Origin of the sequence: Mesorhizobium sp. M3A.F.Ca.ET.080.04.2.1 (genome assembly GCF_003952525.1) — a bacterium.
GTDB lineage: Bacteria > Pseudomonadota > Alphaproteobacteria > Rhizobiales > Rhizobiaceae > Mesorhizobium.
The window spans coordinates 1,577,697-1,598,095 of sequence record NZ_CP034451.1; the positions used below are offsets into that span (position 1 = coordinate 1,577,697).

At 64.9% G+C, this 20,399-nt stretch carries 21 protein-coding genes and 1 pseudogene; 11 read left to right on the forward strand and 11 right to left on the reverse strand.

The features are described 5' to 3' along the window. Window positions 1–54: 54 nt before the first annotated feature. Window positions 55–210: a hypothetical protein gene (locus tag EJ074_RS07795; RefSeq protein WP_095805748.1), complete on the forward strand. Its 156-nt coding sequence runs from the start codon at window positions 55–57 to the stop codon at window positions 208–210. A 97-nt stretch (window positions 211–307) separates the two neighbouring features. On the opposite strand, the gene EJ074_RS07800 is transcribed toward EJ074_RS07795, so the two are convergent. Then, window positions 308–1,069: an SOS response-associated peptidase gene (locus EJ074_RS07800; RefSeq protein WP_129552907.1), complete on the reverse strand. Its 762-nt coding sequence runs from the start codon at window positions 1,067–1,069 to the stop codon at window positions 308–310. 126 nt (window positions 1,070–1,195) lie between these two features. Between EJ074_RS07800 and EJ074_RS07805 the strand changes: the two genes are divergently transcribed. From EJ074_RS07805 to EJ074_RS07820, 4 genes are all read left to right on the forward strand, one after another. Then, the gene (locus EJ074_RS07805; RefSeq protein ID WP_129552908.1) at window positions 1,196–1,621 is read left to right on the forward strand and encodes an NUDIX hydrolase; all 426 of its coding nucleotides are present in this window, start codon (window positions 1,196–1,198) and stop codon (window positions 1,619–1,621) included. 70 nt (window positions 1,622–1,691) lie between these two features. Further along, window positions 1,692–2,069 (forward strand): TIGR02301 family protein, encoded by a 378-nt coding sequence (locus tag EJ074_RS07810; RefSeq protein ID WP_129552909.1) that lies wholly within the window; start codon window positions 1,692–1,694, stop codon window positions 2,067–2,069. A gap of 312 nt (window positions 2,070–2,381) precedes the next feature. After that, complete coding sequence (locus EJ074_RS07815; protein WP_095805745.1) at window positions 2,382–2,639, forward strand: hypothetical protein; 258 nt, start codon at window positions 2,382–2,384, stop codon at window positions 2,637–2,639. 248 nt (window positions 2,640–2,887) lie between these two features. After that, window positions 2,888–3,685 (forward strand): hypothetical protein, encoded by a 798-nt coding sequence (locus EJ074_RS07820; RefSeq protein WP_129552910.1) that lies wholly within the window; start codon window positions 2,888–2,890, stop codon window positions 3,683–3,685. A 189-nt stretch (window positions 3,686–3,874) separates the two neighbouring features. Here EJ074_RS07820 and EJ074_RS07830 read toward each other — a convergent pair whose 3' ends face one another. Further along, a complete protein-coding gene (locus EJ074_RS07830; RefSeq protein ID WP_129552912.1) occupies window positions 3,875–5,206 on the reverse strand; it encodes a dihydroorotase in 1,332 nt (443 codons plus the stop codon). Window positions 5,207–5,291: 85 nt separating this feature from the next. Between EJ074_RS07830 and EJ074_RS07835 the strand changes: the two genes are divergently transcribed. From EJ074_RS07835 to EJ074_RS07845, 3 genes are all read left to right on the forward strand, one after another. Next, window positions 5,292–6,155 carry a folate-binding protein YgfZ gene (locus EJ074_RS07835; protein ID WP_129552913.1) on the forward strand — a complete coding sequence of 288 codons (864 nt, stop codon included), beginning with the start codon at window positions 5,292–5,294 and terminating at the stop codon, window positions 6,153–6,155. Next, on the forward strand, window positions 6,155–6,793 hold the full coding sequence (locus tag EJ074_RS07840; protein WP_095805739.1) for an HD family hydrolase: 639 nt from the start codon (window positions 6,155–6,157) through the stop codon (window positions 6,791–6,793). Before EJ074_RS07835 ends, EJ074_RS07840 begins: the two co-directional genes overlap by 1 nt. 63 nt (window positions 6,794–6,856) lie before the next feature. Continuing rightward, entirely contained in the window at window positions 6,857–8,998 is a 2,142-nt protein-coding gene (locus EJ074_RS07845; RefSeq protein ID WP_129552914.1) for an EAL domain-containing protein, read from the forward strand. Window positions 8,999–9,028: 30 nt separating this feature from the next. Here EJ074_RS07845 and EJ074_RS07850 read toward each other — a convergent pair whose 3' ends face one another. Further along, window positions 9,029–9,919, reverse strand: a complete 891-nt coding sequence (locus tag EJ074_RS07850; protein ID WP_095805828.1) for a fatty acid desaturase family protein — start codon at window positions 9,917–9,919, stop codon at window positions 9,029–9,031. A gap of 111 nt (window positions 9,920–10,030) precedes the next feature. Here EJ074_RS07850 and EJ074_RS07855 point away from each other — a divergent pair, with 111 nt between their 5' ends. Further along, the gene (locus EJ074_RS07855) at window positions 10,031–10,948 is read left to right on the forward strand and encodes a LysR substrate-binding domain-containing protein (protein ID WP_095805737.1); all 918 of its coding nucleotides are present in this window, start codon (window positions 10,031–10,033) and stop codon (window positions 10,946–10,948) included. Between the two features lie 70 nt (window positions 10,949–11,018). Further along, complete coding sequence (locus tag EJ074_RS07860; protein WP_095805736.1) at window positions 11,019–11,411, forward strand: RidA family protein; 393 nt, start codon at window positions 11,019–11,021, stop codon at window positions 11,409–11,411. Window positions 11,412–11,462: 51 nt separating this feature from the next. On the opposite strand, the gene EJ074_RS07865 is transcribed toward EJ074_RS07860, so the two are convergent. The 7 genes and pseudogenes from EJ074_RS07865 to EJ074_RS30720 form a co-directional block, all read right to left on the reverse strand. Further along, on the reverse strand, window positions 11,463–11,735 hold the full coding sequence (locus EJ074_RS07865; protein ID WP_095805827.1) for a DUF3303 family protein: 273 nt from the start codon (window positions 11,733–11,735) through the stop codon (window positions 11,463–11,465). A 23-nt stretch (window positions 11,736–11,758) separates the two neighbouring features. Then, on the reverse strand, window positions 11,759–13,222 hold the full coding sequence (locus EJ074_RS07870) for a RimK family protein (protein WP_095805735.1): 1,464 nt from the start codon (window positions 13,220–13,222) through the stop codon (window positions 11,759–11,761). Window positions 13,223–13,225: 3 nt separating this feature from the next. Continuing rightward, window positions 13,226–14,323: a GNAT family N-acetyltransferase/peptidase C39 family protein gene (locus EJ074_RS07875; protein ID WP_095805734.1), complete on the reverse strand. Its 1,098-nt coding sequence runs from the start codon at window positions 14,321–14,323 to the stop codon at window positions 13,226–13,228. Window positions 14,324–14,530: 207 nt separating this feature from the next. Continuing rightward, on the reverse strand, window positions 14,531–15,325 hold the full coding sequence (locus tag EJ074_RS07880; RefSeq protein WP_129552915.1) for an anti-sigma factor: 795 nt from the start codon (window positions 15,323–15,325) through the stop codon (window positions 14,531–14,533). Further along, window positions 15,322–15,840, reverse strand: a complete 519-nt coding sequence (locus EJ074_RS07885) for an RNA polymerase sigma factor (protein WP_095805732.1) — start codon at window positions 15,838–15,840, stop codon at window positions 15,322–15,324. Before EJ074_RS07885 ends, EJ074_RS07880 begins: the two co-directional genes overlap by 4 nt. 243 nt (window positions 15,841–16,083) lie before the next feature. After that, window positions 16,084–17,541, reverse strand: a complete 1,458-nt coding sequence (locus tag EJ074_RS30715; protein ID WP_348626994.1) for a DUF2339 domain-containing protein — start codon at window positions 17,539–17,541, stop codon at window positions 16,084–16,086. 7 nt (window positions 17,542–17,548) lie between these two features. Continuing rightward, window positions 17,549–18,931: pseudogene (locus EJ074_RS30720) on the reverse strand (DUF2339 domain-containing protein); the annotation flags it as partial. 144 nt (window positions 18,932–19,075) lie between these two features. Between EJ074_RS30720 and EJ074_RS07895 the strand changes: the two are divergent. After that, window positions 19,076–19,537: an NUDIX domain-containing protein gene (locus EJ074_RS07895; RefSeq protein WP_129552916.1), complete on the forward strand. Its 462-nt coding sequence runs from the start codon at window positions 19,076–19,078 to the stop codon at window positions 19,535–19,537. Between the two features lie 13 nt (window positions 19,538–19,550). Here EJ074_RS07895 and recO read toward each other — a convergent pair whose 3' ends face one another. After that, complete coding sequence (gene recO / locus EJ074_RS07900; RefSeq protein WP_129552917.1) at window positions 19,551–20,315, reverse strand: DNA repair protein RecO; 765 nt, start codon at window positions 20,313–20,315, stop codon at window positions 19,551–19,553. Between the last annotated feature and the right edge of the window lie 84 nt (window positions 20,316–20,399).

The window sequence follows — 20,399 nt, forward strand, 5'->3', positions numbered from 1 at the left end:
GGTCCGAATCGACTATCAGACGCAGACACGAAAACGTTACCAGGGAAGAGAACAATGCCTCGAAACAAGCAGGAACAAAGCCGACCGGCGCAACAGCCGCTCACCAAGCAGTACCGCGCGATCGGCCCGGCCGCCATCGTCGCGGCCCTTCTTCACACCGCGAAGAAGAAGAAGCCGGCGCAGAAGATCATTTCGCCGCGCGCCGCCTGAAACGGCACGATCGGCGCAGTCCCCTATGATGGGAACGCCGGCGATGTAGGCGCCAACCAGCGCCTCGGGAGTGGAAGGCCTCCGAAAGCAGCCTTCGCTAGAATAAGGTCATCTGGTTTTCGTCCGCGCCGGGCTTCTGGCGCCCGGCCTTCCCGGGTTGCGGCCCGATGACGCTCCGCTCCTGAATCTCCGGCCCAGTGTTGGCGACCTTGTTGACAAGGTCGGAAACCGGAACCGCTTCGAAGAAATCGGGTTCGGCCGGGTGCAGCAGGTCGAGCACATGGCGCGGCTCCTGCGTGCGGCAGTCCAGCCAGCGCGCAAAATCGCGCTCGTCGATCACCACCGGCATGCGGTCGTGGATATGGGCGATGCCCGCGTTGGCGCGCGTCGCCAGAATCGCGCCCGTATCCATTTCGGAGCCACCCGGTTCGGCATAGGTCTCGACCAGCCCGGCGAATGCGATGACGCCGCCCTGCCGCGGCCGGATCCAATAGGGCTGGCCCTTGCCGGCGCCTGACTGCTGCCATTCATAGAAGCCGGAGGCCGGCACAAGGGCGCGGCGGTGGCGCATGGCGGTCTTGAAAGAGGCCTTGCCCTGCACGCCTTCCGAGCGGGCGTTGAAAAGCAGCGGAAATTCTCTGGTGTCCTTCACCCAGCTCGGAATCAGGCCCCAGCGCACCAGCATCGGCTGGCGGTCCGGCAGGTTGGAGCCCGGCGACCGCGGCGGGCCGGCCACCACCATCAGCACCGGCTGCGTCGGCGCGATGTTGTAGCGCGGCGGGAAGTCCTCCAGCTCGGCCAGACCGAGACAGGCGGCAGTTTCCTGCGGGGTAGCAGTCAAGGCAAAGCGCCCGGCCATGATCCTCTGCAGCTCTCGAAATTGCGTTGTCGCCAAAGTGGCAATGGAAGGAGGCTTCCGCAACGGGTAATGCTGCGCTGGTCGTTCGCCTCGCCCAGACAATACCGGGCCAGCAAGCAGGTAGCCATGGAACCGCGCAAGATCATCCCTGCCGTCTCGGTTGCCGTCGTGCGTGGCAAGACGGTGCTTCTGGTCAGGCGCGCACGGCCGCCGTCGCAGGGGCTCTATGCCTATCCGGGCGGCAAGGTGGAAGCTGGCGAAACCCTGGCGCAAGCGGCGGCTCGCGAGCTCCTGGAGGAAACCGGCCTCGCGGCCAAGGACTATCGGCCGCTGCGCGACATCCATATCGACGGCAGCGGCGAGAACCACGCGGTCGACTATCTGCTGACGGTGTTCGGCGCGATTTACGTCGGGGGCGAGCCGGTGGCCAGCGACGATGCCGAATCGGCGGCCTTCTATACGCTGGCGGAAATGGCGGAGATGCCGCTCGCGGGCGATGTCCTGTCGGTGGCCGAGAAACTGCTCGGGCCGGCTCAAGACGCCTGGCAATAACCGTCGAGAAACGCCTTGCAGGCGACAAAATGTTTCGCCACAAAGCCTTACCCTCTCACGCCAAGCCGACATGACACGCGCCTCGCCCCTCCTCGCCGCATGCCTTGCCGTCATCATGGCGGTCGCGGCGCGGCCGACGCTTGCTGCAGAAGCGCCGTTCGAGCCCGGGCTGATGCGGCTGGCCGAGGTGCTGGGCTCGCTGCATTTCCTGCGCAATCTCTGCGGCGAGAAGGGCGACCAGTGGCGGGTCGAGATGGAAAAGCTGCTCGAATCGGAAAACCCCGATCCGGAGCGGCGCGCCCGCTTCATCGCATCCTTCAACCGCGGCTATCGCTCCTTTAGCGGCACTTACACGCAGTGCACCGCTTCAGCGACCGAGGCCATCGCCCGCTACATGAAGGAGGGCGAGACCCTGTCGCGCGACATCGCTTCGCGCTATGGCAATTGAGCGCCGTGAGATTCGCCCTGGCGGGCTCAACCCTTGTGCCAAACCGGGCCAGACTGCAAATACTGGTGTTGCAGACATGCCACAGTATTAACGAAACCTTAGCGCACAAATCCGGAATTAACTCAAACTGAAGGTTTTGATGCCGCAAGCCGGTCTAATCGGCTAAGTTTGAGATCGATCGAGCGCAGTCCCGCCGGAAGCGTGGATCACGACGCAGGAAATGTCGTGCTGAAACAATTGCGGGGCTGCGGATGAACAGACAGGTCAAGCCTGATCCCGCAAGGATCGCCGCTTGAAAAGGTGGACATCGCAATGGAACATGGTGTCAGCGAAATCGACGCGTTGGTCAGGGAAGAAAAGCGCCTGACTGCCGTTGAAAGCCACTGCGAAGCCTGGGCGGAAGGCCTGTCGGCCGGCATCGAGCCGGAAATCATCGCCGAGGCAGCGCTCGAAACGGCTTTTGGCGAGATGCTGCGCGCAAATGGCGAAACCTCCGCTCTCGCCCTGCTCGACCGCATGCGGGAAAAGGTGATCGCCGGCGCCTTCGAGCCGGAGCGGCTGAAGCACTGAAGCCGCGTCCCGCCGTACCGCCGCACACTTCTCGGCGACATGCATTAGCTGCCGCTTCTTTGACGGCAACGGCCCGTTTGGGCATCATGTCCATGCGCGTTGATGGCCGCGAATGCCGAGCGCGGCAGAGTAGCCCTGCGTTTGGTAGAATTGGCGAACTGCTCTAATCCTTTGCGCAATTGCGAACGACCGTTACACAGTTCTGGAATTGGCTTGGCGGGGCCTGGAAAAACACGGAGAGGCAGGCGGTGAAATTTTCGATGTCGGGCTATCCACGCGGGCTGACCCTCGGCATCTGGGTCGCAGCGTCCTGCCTGGCCGCTCCGCTGGGACTGTGTCTGGTCAGCACTCCCTCCTACGCGTTGAGCGAGATCCAGCGTGGGGACCTGCCTTCGCCGGTCGCACCGCCGGGCGACAGCGGAACGGCCGTGCCGGAACCCAGCGCGCCGATACCGGATCCGCTCGGCACGAAGCCTTCCGACAACGGGCAGCCGACGGACGATACGAACAAGAGCCAGCCGGAGGCGCCGTCCGGCAGCGGTGGCATCACCAGCCCGCGTGCCGATCCGGAGGCACCGCCGCCCGCGGTCGTCTATGAGCTCGACAGGCTGCCGGAGCCGGTCAAGCGCATGCACGGCATGCTCATCGAGGCCTGCAAGAGCGGCGACATCGAGAAGCTCAGGCCGCTGATCGGCCAGGGTGATTCGATGACGCAACTATCGCTCGGCGACATCGACGGCGATCCGATCGCCTTCCTCAAGGGGCTCTCAGGCGACGGCGACGGCCAGGAGATCCTTGCCATCCTGGAGGAGGTGCTCAGCGCCGGCTACGTCCATGTCGACACCGGCACGCCGCAGGAACTCTATGTCTGGCCGTATTTCTTTGCGCTGCCGCTCGACAAGCTCGATTCGCGGCAGCGCGTCGAGTTGTTCAAGCTCGTCACCGCAAGCGACTATGACGACATGAAGCAATTTGGCGCCTACATCTTCTACCGCGTCGGCATTACGCCGGCCGGCCAGTGGATGTTCTTCGTCGCCGGGGATTGAGGCTTCAGCATACCGGACATTGGGGTGTATGGACTGGGGAGACTGGCAGCTTCGCCGAAAGCGCCATTCCTTCATCGTTGGCGATTGGCCAAAGCCGGCGCGACGACCAATCTCCTCCCTTGTGGGGGAGATGTCCGGCAGGACAGAGGGGCGCGCGAAGGATCGCTGCCGTGACGTGTTCTTGGCTGTCTAAACTGCCAATGCCTCGGAGAACTCCACCGCCCTCCCCTGGCCGGGCGTGGCGATCTCGCCTTCCCACATGACGCGGTTGCCACGAACAATAGTGCCGACCGGCCAGCCGGTGACCTCTTTGCCGTCGTAGGGCGTCCAGCCGGCCTTGGAGCCTGCCTGCGCATTGGTGATGGTCTGGCGCCGCTTGAGGTCGACGACGGTGAAGTCGGCGTCGTAGCCGGCTGCGATGCGGCCTTTGCGCGCCATGCCGAAGATGCGCTGCGGACCGTGGCTCGAAAGATCGACGAAGCGCTGCAGAGTGAGCCGGCCGGCATTGACGTGGTCGAGCATGATCGGCACCAGCGTCTGCACTCCGGTCATGCCCGACGGCGAAGCCGGATAGGACTTTGCCTTCTCTGCCAGTGTGTGCGGCGCGTGGTCGGAGCCCAGCACGTCGACTATGCCTTGCGAGACGCCATGCCAGACGCCGTCGCGGTGGCGCGGAGCGCGCACCGGGGGGTTCATCTGGATCAGCGTGCCGAGCCGCGCGTAGTCCTCCGCCGTCAGGGTCAGATGATGCGGCGTCGCCTCGCAGGTGGCGACATCCTTGTGTTTTTCCAGAAATGCGATTTCCTCGGCGGTCGAGATGTGCAGCACGTGGATGCGCGCGCGGGTCTGCCTGGCGATGCGCACGAGGCGCTCGGTGCAGCGAAGCGCGGCGATCTCGTCGCGCCAGACCGGATGGGATGACGGATCGCCATCGATCCGCTCGCCGAGGCGCTCGCGCAGGCGGAACTCGTCCTCCGAATGGAAGGCGGCGCGGCGGCGCGTGTTGCGCAGAATCGAGGCAACGCCCTCGTCGTCCTCGACCAGCAGGTCGCCGGTCGACGAGCCCATGAACACCTTGATGCCGGCTGCCCCCGGCAGACGCTCGAGCTCGGCGACGTCGCCGGCATTGTCGCGCGTGCCGCCGACCCAGAAGGCGAAGTCGCAATGCATGCAGCGCGTGGCGCGCCGCACCTTGTCGGCAAGCGCCGCCTCGCTGGTGGTCAGCGGATTGGTGTTCGGCATTTCGAAGACGGCAGTGACGCCGCCGAGCACCGCGGCGCGCGATCCCGTCTCCAGATCTTCCTTGTGTTCCAGCCCCGGCTCGCGGAAATGCACCTGGCTATCGACGACGCCGGGGAGAATGTGCAGGCCGCGGCAGTCGATCGTCTCGCCGGCCGAAGCCTGGCCGAGATCGCCTATGGCCGCTACGCGCCCGGCCCTCACACCGACATCGCGCCGGCCCTCGCCGTCATGGTTGACCACCGTGCCGCCTGTCAGGATGAGGTCATAGGTGGTTGCCATTGGATGGTCCAATCTCTTGCGGGGGGAGTGTCGCCGGCTTACGTAATGACCGTCGATTTTGCAAGATCAGGCCGATTTCCCGCTCATGCCCTTTGCCCTGCTGAAAGACCGCGCGCTCCTCTCCGTGTCAGGCCCTGACGCCGAGCATTTCTTGCAGAATATCCTGACCACCGACCTGGATACGCTTGCCGCCAATGAGGTGAAACCCGGCGCACTGCTTACGCCGCAGGGCAAGATCCTGTTCGATTTTCTCATCTCGCGCAGCGGTGACAACGGCTTCCGCCTCGAATGCCGGGCCGATATCGCCGACGATTTCCTGCGCCGGCTGATGCTCTACCGGCTAAGGGCAAAGGCCGAGATTGCCAAGCAGGATCAGGCGCTTGTCACGGTTGCGTGGGGCGGTGATTCAACGCGCTCAGATTCTGATTCACCCGTGTTCGCCGATACCCGCTTCCGTGACGTCGGCGTCAAGCGATCCTATGGCAGCATGGCGGCGGAGGATGGCGACGTCGGCGCCTGGCAGGCCTTGCGCATCGCCAATGGCATTGCCGAGAGCGGTTCGGACTATCAGCTCGGCGATGCCTTTCCGCACGACGTGCTGCTCGACGAGACCGGCGGCGTCGGCTTCAAGAAGGGCTGCTATGTCGGTCAGGAAGTGGTCTCGCGCATGCAGCATCGCGGCACCGCGAGACGGCGCGTGCTGATCGCCGTTGCCACCGGCTCGCTGCCCCCGGCGGGGACGGAGGTGACCGTCAACGGGCGGCCGATCGGCACGCTGGGTTCGGTCAGCGGCGGACGCGGACTTGCCATCGCCCGCATCGATCGCGTCAAGGCGGCGCTCGCTGCCGGCGAGGCGATCGTGGCCGGCGACACGGCCGTGACGCTGGTCATTCCTTCATGGGCCAGATTCACCTTTCCGACCGACGGCCTCAGCGCGGAGGAGGCGTGATGGCGGCCGATCGCGCCGGAGCGCCGCCGCGCGCCTGGCAACGCATGCTCTCCGGCCGGCGGCTCGACTTGCTCGATCCCTCGCCGCTCGACATCGAGATTGCCGACATTGCGCATGGGCTCGCCCGTGTCGCGCGCTGGAACGGCCAGACCAGTGGCGAGCACGCCTTTTCGGTCGCGCAACATTCGCTGCTGGTCGAGGCGCTCTACGCTGAACTGGTGCCGGGCGCCTCCCCCGAGGCGCGACTGGCAGCCTTGCTCCATGATGCCCCCGAATATGTCATCGGCGACATGATCTCGCCGTTCAAGTCGGTGATGGGCGGCTCCTACAAGGATTGCGAGCTGAGGCTGCAGCGCGCCATTCACCTGCGCTTTTCCTTGCCGGCGGAGCTCGGCGGGACCGTCCGCAGGGACATCAAGCGCGCCGACCAGATCGCTGCCTATTACGAGGCGACACTGCTTGCCGGCTTCTCGACTGCGGAAGCCACCGAATACTTCGGCCGGCCGCGAGGCTTCTCCGCCGATCGTTTCGATTTCACGCCGCGCTCCGTGACCTGGGCGCAGGCGGCATTTCTAAAACGTTTCAAGGCGCTCGAAGCTAAACGGCAGTCTTTTCTTGCCGATAATCCAGTGACCTGAAAGAACGCTAAATTAACCGCCGGTCGCGACAGTAACGTATCAGTCACCGTCGCAGGCGCGTTCATGCCCGTCGCACATCGCAAGACTGGTTCGGCCGCCAGCAGGCGGAAGGCAGGCGGCATCGGCTCCGCCAAGCGAATAGCGCAAGAACTTCGCGCGCAGAACGCGCGTTTTGCGGCCGCCGTGGAGAACATGTCGCATGGCCTGTGCATGTTCGATGCCGAAGAGCGGATGATCATCTGCAACCGCAACTACCTCGACATCTTCCGGCTCGATCCCGAACTGATGCAGCCGGGCATCCGCTTCTTCGACATCCTGCAGCATAGCGTCGACATCGGCATCGCCTCGCAGAGCGCAGAGGAGCTTTACGCCATCCGCAAACCTTATATCGACGGCGCGAAGCCCTCGACCTATGAGGAGACGCTTTCGGACGGCCGCATCATCTTCATTTCTCACCGGCCGCTGGCGGTTGGCGGCTGGGTGTCGATCTACGAGGACGTCACCGAGCAACGACGCGGCGAAGACGAGCTCAAGGAGCAGCACCGCCGCTTCGACGCCGCTTTGGCCAACATGTCGCAAGGCCTGCTGATGTACAGTGCGGAAGGCCGCCTGATCGTGCGCAACCAGCGCTTTCTGGATTTGTGTCACGCTTCCGCAGCCGATTTCTCGCTCGGCATGACGCACGGCCAGATGCTGGAGAAGCTTATAAGCCTCGGCATATTCGTACCCGTCGACGTCGACATGGAGGTGCAGAAGACAAAGGCCAGCCTGGAGGCCGGGGACTCGCGTTCGAGCTATCGTGAACTCGTCGACGGCCGCACACTCTTTGTAGCGCGACGGCCATTGGCGGACGGCGGCTGGGTGGCTACCTTCGAGGACGTCACCGAACGCCGCCGTGTCGAAGAGCGGATGACGCATCTTGCGCATCACGACACGCTGACCAACCTGCCCAATCGCTCCATGTTCCGCGAGCGGCTCGACCGGGCCCTGAGCCAGCCCAAGGCTGCGCCGCTGGCGATCTTCTCGCTCGACCTCGACCGCTTCAAGGCGGTCAACGACACGTTTGGACATCCGGCCGGGGACTGGCTGCTGAGATGCGTGGCCAAGCGTTTGCAGCGCTGCCTGCGCAGCGACAAGGATGTGGTGGCCCGTTTCGGCGGCGACGAGTTCGCCATCATCCAGTTCAATGTCAGCGCAAGCGCCGACGCCGAAAAGCTGGCAAAGCGCGTCGTCGAGATCATCGGCAAGCCCTATCGCGACAAGGGCCGCGAGATGCATGTCGGCGTCAGCCTCGGCATCGCGCTCTACCCAAGCGACGGACAGGACGCCGACACGCTGTTGACCAATGCCGATATGGCGCTCTACCGGGGCAAGAGCGAGGGACGCAACGTCTACCGTTTCTTCGAACCGGGCATGGACGCCATGATGCGTGCGCGCCGCGCGCTGGAGGCCGAGCTCGAAGCGGCGCTCCCCAAGCGCGAATTCGAATTGGATTACCAGCCCATCCTAGACATCGCTTCGGGCGGGATCGTCGGCGCGGAGGCGCTGATGCGCTGGCGCTCGCCGACGCGCGGCCTTGTGCCGCCAGACGATTTCATCGCTGCGGCCGAGGAGACCGGCCTGATCGTGCAGCTTGGCGACTGGGCGCTGCGCAAGGCCTGCAACGTGGCGGCGAACTGGCCCGAGGACATGCGCATGGCGGTCAATGTCTCCGCGGCCCAGATCAAGAGCGGCGGCTTCGCCCGCGGGGTGATCTCGGCACTCGCCTTTTCCAGCCTGCCGGCCAATCGGCTGGAACTGGAGATCACCGAAACGGTGATGATGGATGAGAGCGATACCGTGCAAAGGACGCTCAGCCAATTGCGCGGGCTGGGCATTCGCATCGTGCTCGACGATTTCGGCACCGGCTATTCGTCGCTCGGCTATCTGCGCCGCTTTCCGGTCGACAAGATCAAGATCGATCGCTCCTTCATCCGCGACATCGACAATCGCCACACGGCGGCGATCGTCCGCACCGTGATCGGGCTCGGCGCCGAGCTTGGCATAACCGTCACGGCCGAGGGCGTCGAAACCGAGGCCCAGCTCGAGCTGCTGCGCAAGGCCGGCTGCGGCCAAGCCCAAGGCTACCTGATCGGCGTGCCGGCCAACGCTTCCGAGATGAGCAGGCTGCTGCACTCACATGCGCTGCTGCGCCGATCCGGCTGAGCAGCAAATATGGTCGCGCAAACTTCGGCGTCAGCGCAGCGTCTCGATGTATTTTTCGTGGAAGCTCACATAGCCCGGCTCGACGACCTTGAGATGCCGCTCGATCAGCTGATGGAACGCCGGCAACTGGTGGAACGGCACGCCGGGATATGCGTGGTGCTCGGCGTGATAGGGCATGTTCCAGGCGAGCTTGCGCACGAACCAGTTGGTGAGCGTCGTGCGGCTGTTCTCCAGCATGTTGGCGACGAAGGGGCAGCGGCCGTGCTCGGCCAGCAGATAGAGCCTGAGGAACGGCTGGCCTGCGAGGGCGGGCACGATCCAGACATAGAGCAGCACTGACGCCTTGAACCAGAGCGCGAGCGCCAGGATCACGGCATAGAAGGCGATCATCGCCCGCGCCTCGGCCCGCACTTTGCGCAAGCCCTTCGGCGGCACAAAGCTGTCCCGGCAGCGGCCGATGGCATTGATGTACAGCGTGTTGGCGTGGCCCCACCACACCGGCAGGCCCGAGACGTGGACGATGTACTGCCACAGGGTCTCGGGCTTCGGGAAGGCCAGCTCCGGATCGTTCCGCGGATCCTGGGTGAAGCGGTGATGGGCGAAATGGAAGTAGCGGAACCAGTCTGCGGGCAGCGCGATCGCAAGGCTGCACAGACGGGCGACGGCATCATTCAGCCACTGCGCCCGGAAGGCCGTCCTGTGCACGGTCTCGTGCAGCAGCGTGAACAGAAACACGATCAAGATACCCTGCGGCAGCATCAGGAACGGCCAGAACGGCACCTTGGCCGCGATCAGCGCGCCGAGAACGACAATCGCGCCAGAATGGACAGCAAACTGGATCAGCCCCGGTCCGTCCGACTTGCCGGTCAGTTGGTTGCGCTCCTCATTGGTCAGCGAAGCGATGATTTCGCGGTGGTCCAGGGCTTGGTCGCGGTCGATGGCGTTCATGGCGCCACGCTACTCCAGAAAGAAACCTTTCGAAAAACGAGGAATTCTGCAAAATAGACAAGTCAATCTTATCTATAGGTCACCATGGTCGCACTGCCATCGCTGCGCGGACTTCAGGCCTTCGAGGCCGCGGCACGCACCGGCAGCTTCGCCGCGGCGGCGGAAGAGCTGTCGGTCTCGGCGGCCGCGGTCAGCCAGCTCATTCGCACCCTCGAGGAACAGATGGGCCGCAGACTGTTTCACCGAGCCAACCGGCGCGTCGTGCTGACCGAGGCCGGCGTCGAGATGCTGCCCAGGCTCACCCTGGCCTTCCAGGAAATCGGCAGCGTCGCGCGCGATGTCAGCGGCGGGGCATTCCGGCCGAGGCTGATCGTCTCGGTACCGCCCTCCATGGCGATGGGCTGGCTTTCGGAGCGCATCGCCGGCTTCATCGCCGGCCACGGCGCTGCGGACATTTCGCTCAGAGGCGACGACGACCCGGTGCCGTTCGACCGGGAGCTGATCGACATCCGGCTGTCCTACGGCCCGCATTATCGCGAGCATCCCACGCAGGAGATCGTCCGGGACGCCGTCTATCCGGTCTGCGCGCGCGGCATTGCCGGCGCGATAGAGTCCGACAACCTCGCTGGCCTGCCCCTCATCCATACCGACTGGGGACCGGCCGGAGCGTCGTTTCCGTCCTGGCGCAACTGGTTCGAGACGGCAGGCATCGAGCCAGGTCGGGCCGTCAAACGCGGCCTCTCCGCCAACTCGTCGCGGGCGGCGCTCGACCTCGCCATGTCAGGACTGGGCGTCGCGCTGGCGCAAGGCATCTATTGCGCCCAGGCGCTCGAAAATGGCAGGCTGATGCGGCCCGTGGCCCGATCCCTGGAGCTGCGCCAGCCCTATTGCCTGACGATCCCCGAACGCAGCGCAAAGCGCGACGTCGTGGCGGTGTTTCGCGAATGGCTGATCGAGGAATGCCTGCGCGCGATCAGGTCGCCGGCGCTCGGTGCCCGGTGACGAGGACTGACGATCGCCAGCGCAGCGATCACCAAGGTCGATCTCAGTCGAACGAAGCAGGAGATTTCTAATGTCGCTCGAACTCATCAACCCCGATGATCTGCCGGTTCCGGAGATGTACACGCAGGTGGTCGTCGCGACGGGATCCAGGCTAGTCTTCGTCTCAGGCCAGCAGCCCGAAGACATAAACGGCAAGCTCGTTGGACATGGTGATTTTGCGGCGCAAGCGCGGCTGGCATTCGGCAATCTCGGCCGAGCGCTCAAGGCGGCAGGCGCGCGGCCTGAGCAGGTTTGCAAGATCACGATCTACATTGTCGATTATGATCGTGATGAACATGTCCCGATCATCGAAGACGCGCAGATTTCGCTGTTTGGAGATCACAAACCGGCGAATGTGGTGGTTGGGGTGGCAATAATGTCCCCAGGCTACCTGATCGAGGTCGACGCGATAGCGGTCATTTGACGAGGGCGTCAGAAGCTGATCACGGATCCTCGAAAAGATACACGGCGATGGTCAGAGATGCCCGGCCAGCGCCGCCACCATGTCCTTGTTGGTCGCCACCGGGACGATCTCGAACTCGACCAAATCGTTCCACTCGATGGCCCAGCGCTGTAGAATCGTGGCGTCATCGGCCTCGACCAGCAGGAAACAGCGGCTCATGTCGGCCGCGATCCAGCTGTGGTGGACGACAAGCTCGTCCGGCTTCAGGCGGCCCTTGTCGCGGAAGCGGCGATAGATCTCCTTGCGGTCGCAGCCGCGAAAGTCCTCGATGACGAAAAACAGCATGTCTGCCCCCTCAGTCTGGAACACTATCGTCCAGGCCGCTCCAACCGGTCAAGGAACCATTGCGTCAGCCGCACCCAGACCTCGTCCTTCTCGCCCGAATCCTCCCAGCCATGGTCGAGATTGGGATTGTCGTTGACCTCGATGACGAAGACGCCGTCCTTGGTTTCCTTGAGGTCGACGCCGTAAAGCCCGTCGCCGATGCAGCGCGCCGCCTTGACCGCCGTCTCGACAACATGCGGCGGGGTCTCCTTCAGTGTGAAGGTCTTGATGCCGCCCTGGTCGGGCTTGCCGTTGGCCTTGTGGTTGACGATTTGCCAATGCTTCTTGGCCATCAGATAGTGCACGGCAAACAGCGGCTGGCCGCCGAGCACGCCGACCCGCCAGTCATATTCGGTCGGAAGGAACTTCTGCGCGATGAGGAGGTCGGAATCCTCCAGCCATTCGGTCGCGAGCCTGGTCAGCTCGGCCAGGTTCTCGCATTTCTTGACACCGCGCGAGAAGGAGGAATCCGGGATCTTCAGCACCAGCGGGAAGCCCAGCGTCTGCGCCGCGACCTCCAGGTCCGAAGGTCCAGCGATCATTACCGTCGGCGGCACCGGCACCTTGTTGTAGGTCATCAACTCGTTGAGATAGACCTTGTTGGTGCATCGGATCATGGACAGCGGATCGTCGATCACCGGCATGCCTTCCTGCTGGGCGCGGCGCGCGAAGCGGTAGGTGTGGTTGGAGATCGACGTCGTTTCGCGAATGAGCAGCGCATCGTAATTGGCGAGCTTGGCCAAATCCTTTTTGGTGATCGGCTCGACTTCGACGCCCATCTTCTCGGCGATCCTCGCCCAGTAGCGCAGCGAGGAGATCTCCGAAGGCGGCAATTCCTCATGCGGATCGACCAACGTGGCGAAGGTGTAGCGTGCCGGCGTGCGGCCCTTGGTGTCGCGCCATTCACGGTTGGTGTAGGTTTCCAGACACCCCAGGAAGACCGTTTCTTCCTCCTCGCTCATGCGGGCGAGCGGCAGGAAGCCGATCTTGCGGATCGAGGCCCATTCGGCGCTGTCCTTGATGTGGACCTCCAGCGCCGGCGCGCGGAACCAGTCGAACAACAGCTTGGTGAAGCGGTCCCAGATCTTGGACGGACCGATGCCGAAGAAGACGGCGACCTTCGAGGGGAAGGTTCCGCCGAGATCCTTGCGGCATTTGTTGAGCGCGAGTTCCAGTTCCGGCAATGCGTGCTCGTAGAGCTTGCGCTCCGACAGATCGATCATGGTCTCGACCGTCGGGATCACCTTGTGGCCGCGCGAACCGGCAAGCAGCGAGGCATAATAGCCGCGGCTCTGGTAGCCGTAATTGTTCGACAGGTTGATCACCTTCGGCCGCTGGCCGCGGAAAAGTGCCGGATGCGCGAGATAGTCGCGGTTGGTGATGATCTTGTGCGGCGTCGCCACCTGATCGAGATCGTTCTGCCTGCCTGTAAGGATGACCCAGGTCATATTTCAGCGTTTTCCCAGGGTGATGGCGGCGCGCAATCCATCGCGGCCGAACTGAGCCATGTTCATGAAGATGCCGTAGGGCACGGGAATGTTGGCGGCATCGAGGATCGTCTCCTGCCTTTCGTCCTCGACCCACGGATCGTGGATCAGAATGTGGTCGCCGTCGTCGCCGATCGCCAGCACCCAATGCGGTATCTTCTTGCCGAACATCAGGAAGCCGCTGATCAGCACCAGCACCAGCTTTCCCTCCGCAAGCGCCGAGCGGATGTCGTCGATGCCGAACGAACGGTAATTCACCGGAATGCCGTAAAGTTCCGCACGGCGGCGGAAGTCGACCTGGGCGAGTTCCATCACCCGGCGCTTGTCCTCGCTGCGCACCGACTGCAGGAACAGCGCGCCATGAAAGGAGACGAAGATTTCTGCCGCCAGGCCGCTCTCGTAACCGGAGACAGCCAACCCGAACGGCTCGCAGCCGCCCGGGCCCGACATCATGAAGACGGTGGTGGCCTCGCGCCACAGGCGGATCTCCATGACCGGGTCGGGCACGAAGCCCTGGTCGAAATTGGCCATCGCCATCATCAGGCAGCACGGGCCGCAGGTGAACTCGCAGGTCTGCTGGTAGAACGGCACCCTGGTGGCGGTGGGGGCATCGCCACGCAAAGTCTTTTCGTAGCGCAGTGCCGTCGCGCCATCCTCGTAATAGTCGGGCTCACGGCCTATTCTGCGGTAGCCGGCCTGCTCGTAGATCTGGATGGCGCGATGATTGTCCTCGCGCACCTCCAGCCGCAGCAGCATGCGATCGTGCTCGAAGGCTGCTTCCTCCGCCGCCGCCAAAAGCCGGCGCCCGATGCCGAGCTGGCCGAAGGAAGGACTGACGGCGATTGAATAGAGCCGCGCCACGCCGCTGCCTTTGCGAAACAGCGCCACCGCGTAGCCGGCGACATGGCCGTCATTTTCCGCGACCAGCATCTCGGCGGTCTCGCGCTCGATGAACTGACGGAAAGAGCGGCGGGAAAGCCGGTCGCCCGAGAAGACGGCCTTCTCGATGGCGGCGAGGTCATCGACGTCTGACGCGCGGGCCTTGCGAATCTCGGCAGGCATGCGGGCTTGGGAGAACCTCGATTGGGTTGCGGAAACGGCCCCGGTCAACAAAGCAACGTCAACAAAGCAACACGGGCCGAAGCGCCTGTGTTCACAAGCGCTATCGCACCTTGAATAGGGCCGAATTGTGACAGGTTGCGCGGTGGTCCAACGACATCCAGGACTTGAACGGGACCGGCTGCGCGAAGGCGCAAAATCGCAACGAACTCAACTCGAAAGGCCGGCCAGAAGCTGGCCGTAGGCGCTCTTGGCGACAGCCGAAAGGCGCTCCGGCGGCAGCGAACCGACGACCGCGCAGCCATAGCCCTTGTCCAGCCAGTACACAGCCTCGGGACCATCGGCTTCGGCCGTGTAGGTGCCCTTGGTGGTCTCGGCCGATTCGGAGGTGACAAAGAGGGAGATGCGCTCGCCCTTGGCGTCCTCATAGAGCAGCATTGCCGCCTTGCCGCGGTCGCCGGCCGGCAGCAGCCTGCCGCCGACGAGCTGGAAGCCTTCAGCTGCCAGATCGGGCGCGACCAGCTTCAGCCCGACCCGATTGGACAGCCAGGTCTGCAGATGGTCCTTGTCGCTTGCCGGCACCTCCACCGCATGACGTTTCTCGGCGGCGTAGATGACATGGGCGGCGATCGCCTGCTCGGCGAGCTGGTCGTCCGCCGCATCCTCGCGGCCGATGCCATCGACGCCGGCGAGATAGCCGCCGAGCCCGCCCACCACCAGCACGGCGGCTGCCGCCGCCGAAAGCCACCAGCGCGAGCGCCAGGCCGGCGCCTTCGCCGGCGCCTCGCCCAGCACCGCCTGTGTCAGCCTCGCCGGCACCGGCTCGTCCATCAAGCCGGCCAAGGCCGCGCGCAGCGCGGCGCGATCGGCAACGTAGCGCGCGCTTTTTGCCTTCATCTCCGGATTGGCTTCGAGCCACGCGTCATAGGCCATGCGCTCATCGCCCGGCAGCTCACCGTCGAGCGCCAAGTGAATATCGCGTTCCGTGAAATCGCGCCGGGTCATCTCTCAACGATCCTTATCGAGCGGCGGCGCGAGGAGTCGTCGAGCAGGCCGCGCAATTCCTCGCGGCCGCGCGCGATGCGCGACATCAGCGTGCCGGCCGGCACGCCCAGAATGTTGGCGGCCTCGGCATAGGAAAAACCTTCAATGGCAACCATGACCAAAGCCGCTCGGCGATCGGGGCTGATCGCCTGCAAGGCATCCATGATCTCACGCGAGGCGATGCTTTCGACCTGATCGGCGGGCGCGGCCTGGGCTTCGCCCGCTTCGAGCGGCAGGATCGCCGCTTCGCCACGCCTGCTCACCTTGCGCATCTGGTCGATGAACAGATGATGCATGATCGTAAACAGCCACCTCCTGGGGCTTTCTCCCGTCTGCCAGTTGTCGAGCCGCACGAGTGCCCGTTCCAGACAGTCCTGGACCAGATCGTCGGCGGAGTCGCGGTCGCGCAGCAGCGAGCGCGCATAGCGGCGCAACCGCGGTATCTCGCTCAGGATCGCTGCCTTCTTGTCGTCCATGCCGGCTTGTTTCGAGGTCGGTTCCCATCCTGATTGAACGCGCCTTCGCGGCGCGGCGCAAGCACTCAGCGCGAAGCAGGCCACCCCTGCTCCGGTACCCAAGCACCTGAACAACGCTGGCGAGTGCCGGTTTATTCCCGCCTTGAAGGCGAGCGGAGCTTACTTGTCACATTAACGCGGCATAGTTCCAAAATAGCGGCCTGCCATCAAATGACGTAAGTGCGCGGGCAGGAAGCCTGGTCGTCACCCTCCCCTCGCCGCCCGCGTCAGGAGCCGCTGGTAAAAAAGGCCGATGCCGATCAGCACGGCGCCGAGACCGATGAAGGACAGCGCACGAAGCACGCCCTCCAGTTCCGACATGTCGAAGAGGAAGACCTTCATCACCGCAACAGCGATCAGCACGGCGGAAGCAACGCGCAGCACCTGCGACTTCAACCAGACGCCGGCGGTGAGCAACGCCACGCCGATGGCCAGCCAGAGTGCGGAATAGGTGTAGGTCTCGAGTTGACCGAGCCCGCTCCACAACCCGATGAACTCGCCCTTGAACAGGCGCCGCACCGAGAGCGTGGCGTAGGCGAAGGCAAGCAGCGAGGCGATCAGCGCCAGCATCGCCGCATACCAGCGCGGACGCTTGTCGCGGACATAGAGCGCCAGCGCGCCGGCGGCGATCGCCGGCAGCAGATAGGCCAGGAAGAGCAGGTTGAAGAACGGGACGGTGCCGGTCGATTCGTCCGTCAGCAGCGGGTTCAGCACCACGAAATGCCGGATGAGGATGAAGGCGACCGAGAGCACGCCGGCGGCCATCGAGCCATAGCGCAGCACCGAGCTCGGAGAGCGCATGTCGATGGCGACGAGGATAGCGCCGGCGCCGAGCGCGATCAGCGTGTAGATCGCCTGTTCGGCCAGCGTGACCGGGCCGGTGTCGATGACGCCGCCATGCATGGCATGGCGCACCAGCATCGCAATGGTGAGCAGCGCGAACAGGGCCGACGCGGCTTCCATGGCAAGGCGCGGGCGGCCATTGGTGGTGCGTGCCAGTTGCCAGGCGGCGAAGCCGAAGGCGAGCGCCGGCACGCCATAGCCGGGCAGCAGCCAGTTGAAGACCGGCGTCCGCGACAGTGCCGCGGCGCCGACGATCGTCGGATCGAATGCGACGCGGTCGAGCACGGCAACAGCGGCGCCGACCGCGATCCACCCCAGCACCGGATAGGAGCGCCAGCGCGTCGCCAGCGCAGGTAGAATAGCAGCCGCGCCGAGCAGCACCGTCGTCCAGCCGGAGCTGAACGCCATGTGCAGCATCAACAGCCCGGCGACGCCGGCGCCGCCAAGCGCAAACGACACGGCAGGGCCTCCGACGAGCGGTGGTTCTTCGGCGCGTGCGATCCACTCGCCGCCGGCGGCAAAGACCAGCACCAGCAGCAGCGCCGGCAGCGCGTAGCCGAAGTCGCGGTCTATATCGCCGAAGGTGAGCCACAGCGCGGTCAGCACGACCAGCGGGACGATGACGCCCCATGCCGACCATGAGGCGGCGCGGACGGGCGCCGCGGCAGCAAAGCGGCGCGCGGCCCAGAAGCCGGCGGCGATGAAGACGATCGCCAGGGCGATGCCGAGACGGAAGGTCAGCGTGTCGGCGGTTGCCAGCGGCTCGACGCCCAAGCCGGCGCCCACCACGTCGGCGCCGATGGGGCGGTACGATGCCAAGATAGATCACCACGGTCGCCAGCCCCGCCGCGAAGACCAGCGGCAGGGCGCGCGGCCGGTAGAGCGCGACAGCTACGAGCGCTACCAGCAGCACCGCGCCTTGAAGGGCGTCGCCGGCGACGGCGAAGGCCGGCTCGACAGACAGGCCAAGCGCCGTCAGTGCTATGAAGAAGCCGGGCGCGATCGAGGGCCAGTCGAAGCCCGGCTCCGCTTCGTCGCGGCGAGTGGTCAAGAAAAGGACGAGCCAGACGAAGGCTAGCACGGCGAGCGTGGCCAGGCTGATGAAGAGCACCGCGGCCAGGTTCATCTCCAACGCATCCGTCATGTAGGCGATGGTCCAGATGCCGGTGCCGGCAAAGGCCGCGGCGACCAGCGCCTCCCAGGCGCGGATGCGGGCTATGGCCGCGGTGGCGGCAAGCACAATCGCCAGATAGACGAACAGCGCCCAAGGATTAGGCGCCTGCGCGGCGACGAGCGCCGGGGTGACCATGGCGCCGACGAGGCCAATGCCGGCGAGCGCCAGACCGTGCACCAGCGAGACGGCGATGGCCGCGACGGCGATGGCGCCGAGCAGGGTGAAGGCGAGTGCCGGGCCGATGAACCCGTAGATGCCATGGGCGGCGTAGACAGTCCCGAACAGGATGAAGGCGCCGGCCCCGGTCAGGATCGCCGGGATATAGGCGCCGGCCGCACCCTGCACCGGCACCCTGAAGCCGGTGCGGCGGATGAATTCGGCACCGCCGATCAGCACCAGCCCGAGCGCGGCCGCCATGGCGAGGCGCACGCCGGGGCCGAAAATGCCGGCCTCGATGGTGTAGCGGATCAGGAACAGGCCACCGAGCGCCAGCGCGATGCCGCCGACCCAGACCGCCCAGCGCGTGCCGAGCGCCGTTTCGACATCGGTCTGCCGGGCTGCCCTGGCCGGCGTCGCAGGCTCTGCCGCGACAACCGGCTGCGCCGCTTCGGCCAGCTCCTCGGATTTGGCCGAAGTGCCCTCGCCTGCCTCGGTCGGCGCCTCGGCCGCCCGGGCAGCGTCGGGCGCCATTGCAGCGGCTTCGGCTGCCGCGTCACTTTCCTGGGGCGTGACAGCCTCGGCTGCGGAGGCGGGAGCTTCATCGGGCGCGGCTTGCGTCACCGCGCCGGAGGCCGGCGCGGGCAGCGGGACACCGGAGAGCACCAGGCTGCGCAACGCGCCAAGCTCGCGCTCGATCAATCCGATGCGGGTTTGCTGGCGCGAGATGATGACGAACAAAGCGATGACGGCGGCAATCGCAATCAGGCCGAAAAGCATGGGGCGGTTCCCCTCAAAACCGGACCAGTCCTGGCAGACAAATGCGGCGATGGGACGGCTAGCCAAATCAGCGCCTTGCCGGCTTTCAAGATCGAGCATGTTTCGAAGACAATTGCCAGCAATCTGATTGCTTTTCCAATGCCGAAACGTCGACACGGATTGGACGCGCCTTCAAGATTTACCTGCCGCCGGTCCTGAAATACCCGTGCTATTCTCGGATGTTCGCTCGAATGAGGATGATCGATGCCGCAACGAAGCGCTGGTCTGCTGATCTACAGGCGAACCGCAGGCGTTTTCGAATTCCTGCTGGTCCATCCCGGCGGCCCCTTCTGGGCACGGAAGGATGAAGCCGCATGGTCGATACCGAAAGGACTTATCGGCGACAATGAGGACGAGCTCGAGGCGGCCCGGCGCGAGGCCGAAGAGGAACTCGGACTCGCCATCGACGGGGATTTCCGGCCGGTCGGCAGCTACCGCCAGCCTGGCGGCAAGATCGTGATCGCCTGGAGCGTCGAAGCGGATCTCGATGCGGAGGCCATCAGGAGCAACATGTTCAGCATGGAGTGGCCGCCGCGATCAGGCCGCATGAAGGAGTTTCCCGAAGTCGACAGAGCCGGTTGGTTCTCACTGCCCGAGGCTGGTCTGAAGATCCTGAAAGGCCAGCGTCCGATCCTCGACGATTTTCTGGAGCGGCGGGGCGTCTGATAGACGCCCTCCCCTACCGTCCGGCGGTTTCCCCGCTGACCGCCTTCGCGGACACATGATGCCGGCGCAGCGCCGCGAGAAAGCCGGCGCGGGCGTTGGGCGGCTCGATCCCGCGCGGCTCGTAGACATGCCGGGTGAAGAAGAACCCGGTCAGCCGGAAGGCGTCCTCGAGTGCCGAGGCATCGGCGCGCAGTCCGGAGCCGCGTTGCAGGAAGGCGGGCAGCACCAGCATCTTGTCGTGCCACGGCGCACCGGCCGCGCGCGAGACCGCGCGCCCGGATTTCGGCGAGACATAGGCGAGGTCCTGCCGCGTGCCGGTCGCGGCGCACTGGCTGAGATCAAGGCCGAAGCCGAGCTCGTCGAGGATCAGCAGCTCGAAGCGCGCCACCAGTTCGCCGGCGGCATCGACATCATCGAGATGGGAAATCATCACGGCAAGCGCCTCGTAAAGGCCGCCATGGGCGTCGCGTTCCGGCAAGAGCCGCAAATGCGCTGCCATGGTCTGCAGGCCGTAGACGGCGACTGCGCTGTCCATCAGCCGGGCGGCGTTCATCTCGATCGCTTCCGCCTGGAAAATGCCGAGATGCTCGTCGAGCCGCGCCCGCCACAGCAGGTCGACACGGTTGCCAGGCTGCAGCACCGGCTGCTGCTTGCGCGAGCGGCCGCCGCGCACCAGACCGAGATGGCGGCCATGGGCGCGCGTCATCACCTCGAGGATGGCGCTGGTTTCGCCATGCTTGCGAGTGCCGAGAACGATTCCCTCGTCGCGCCATTCCATGGCTTGAGCTTTTCACCCGTTGCGCGGCGAAATCAAGATTGCTTCGACCCCGGCAAGGTGAGTGCTGTCAGCAGCATCTTGTAC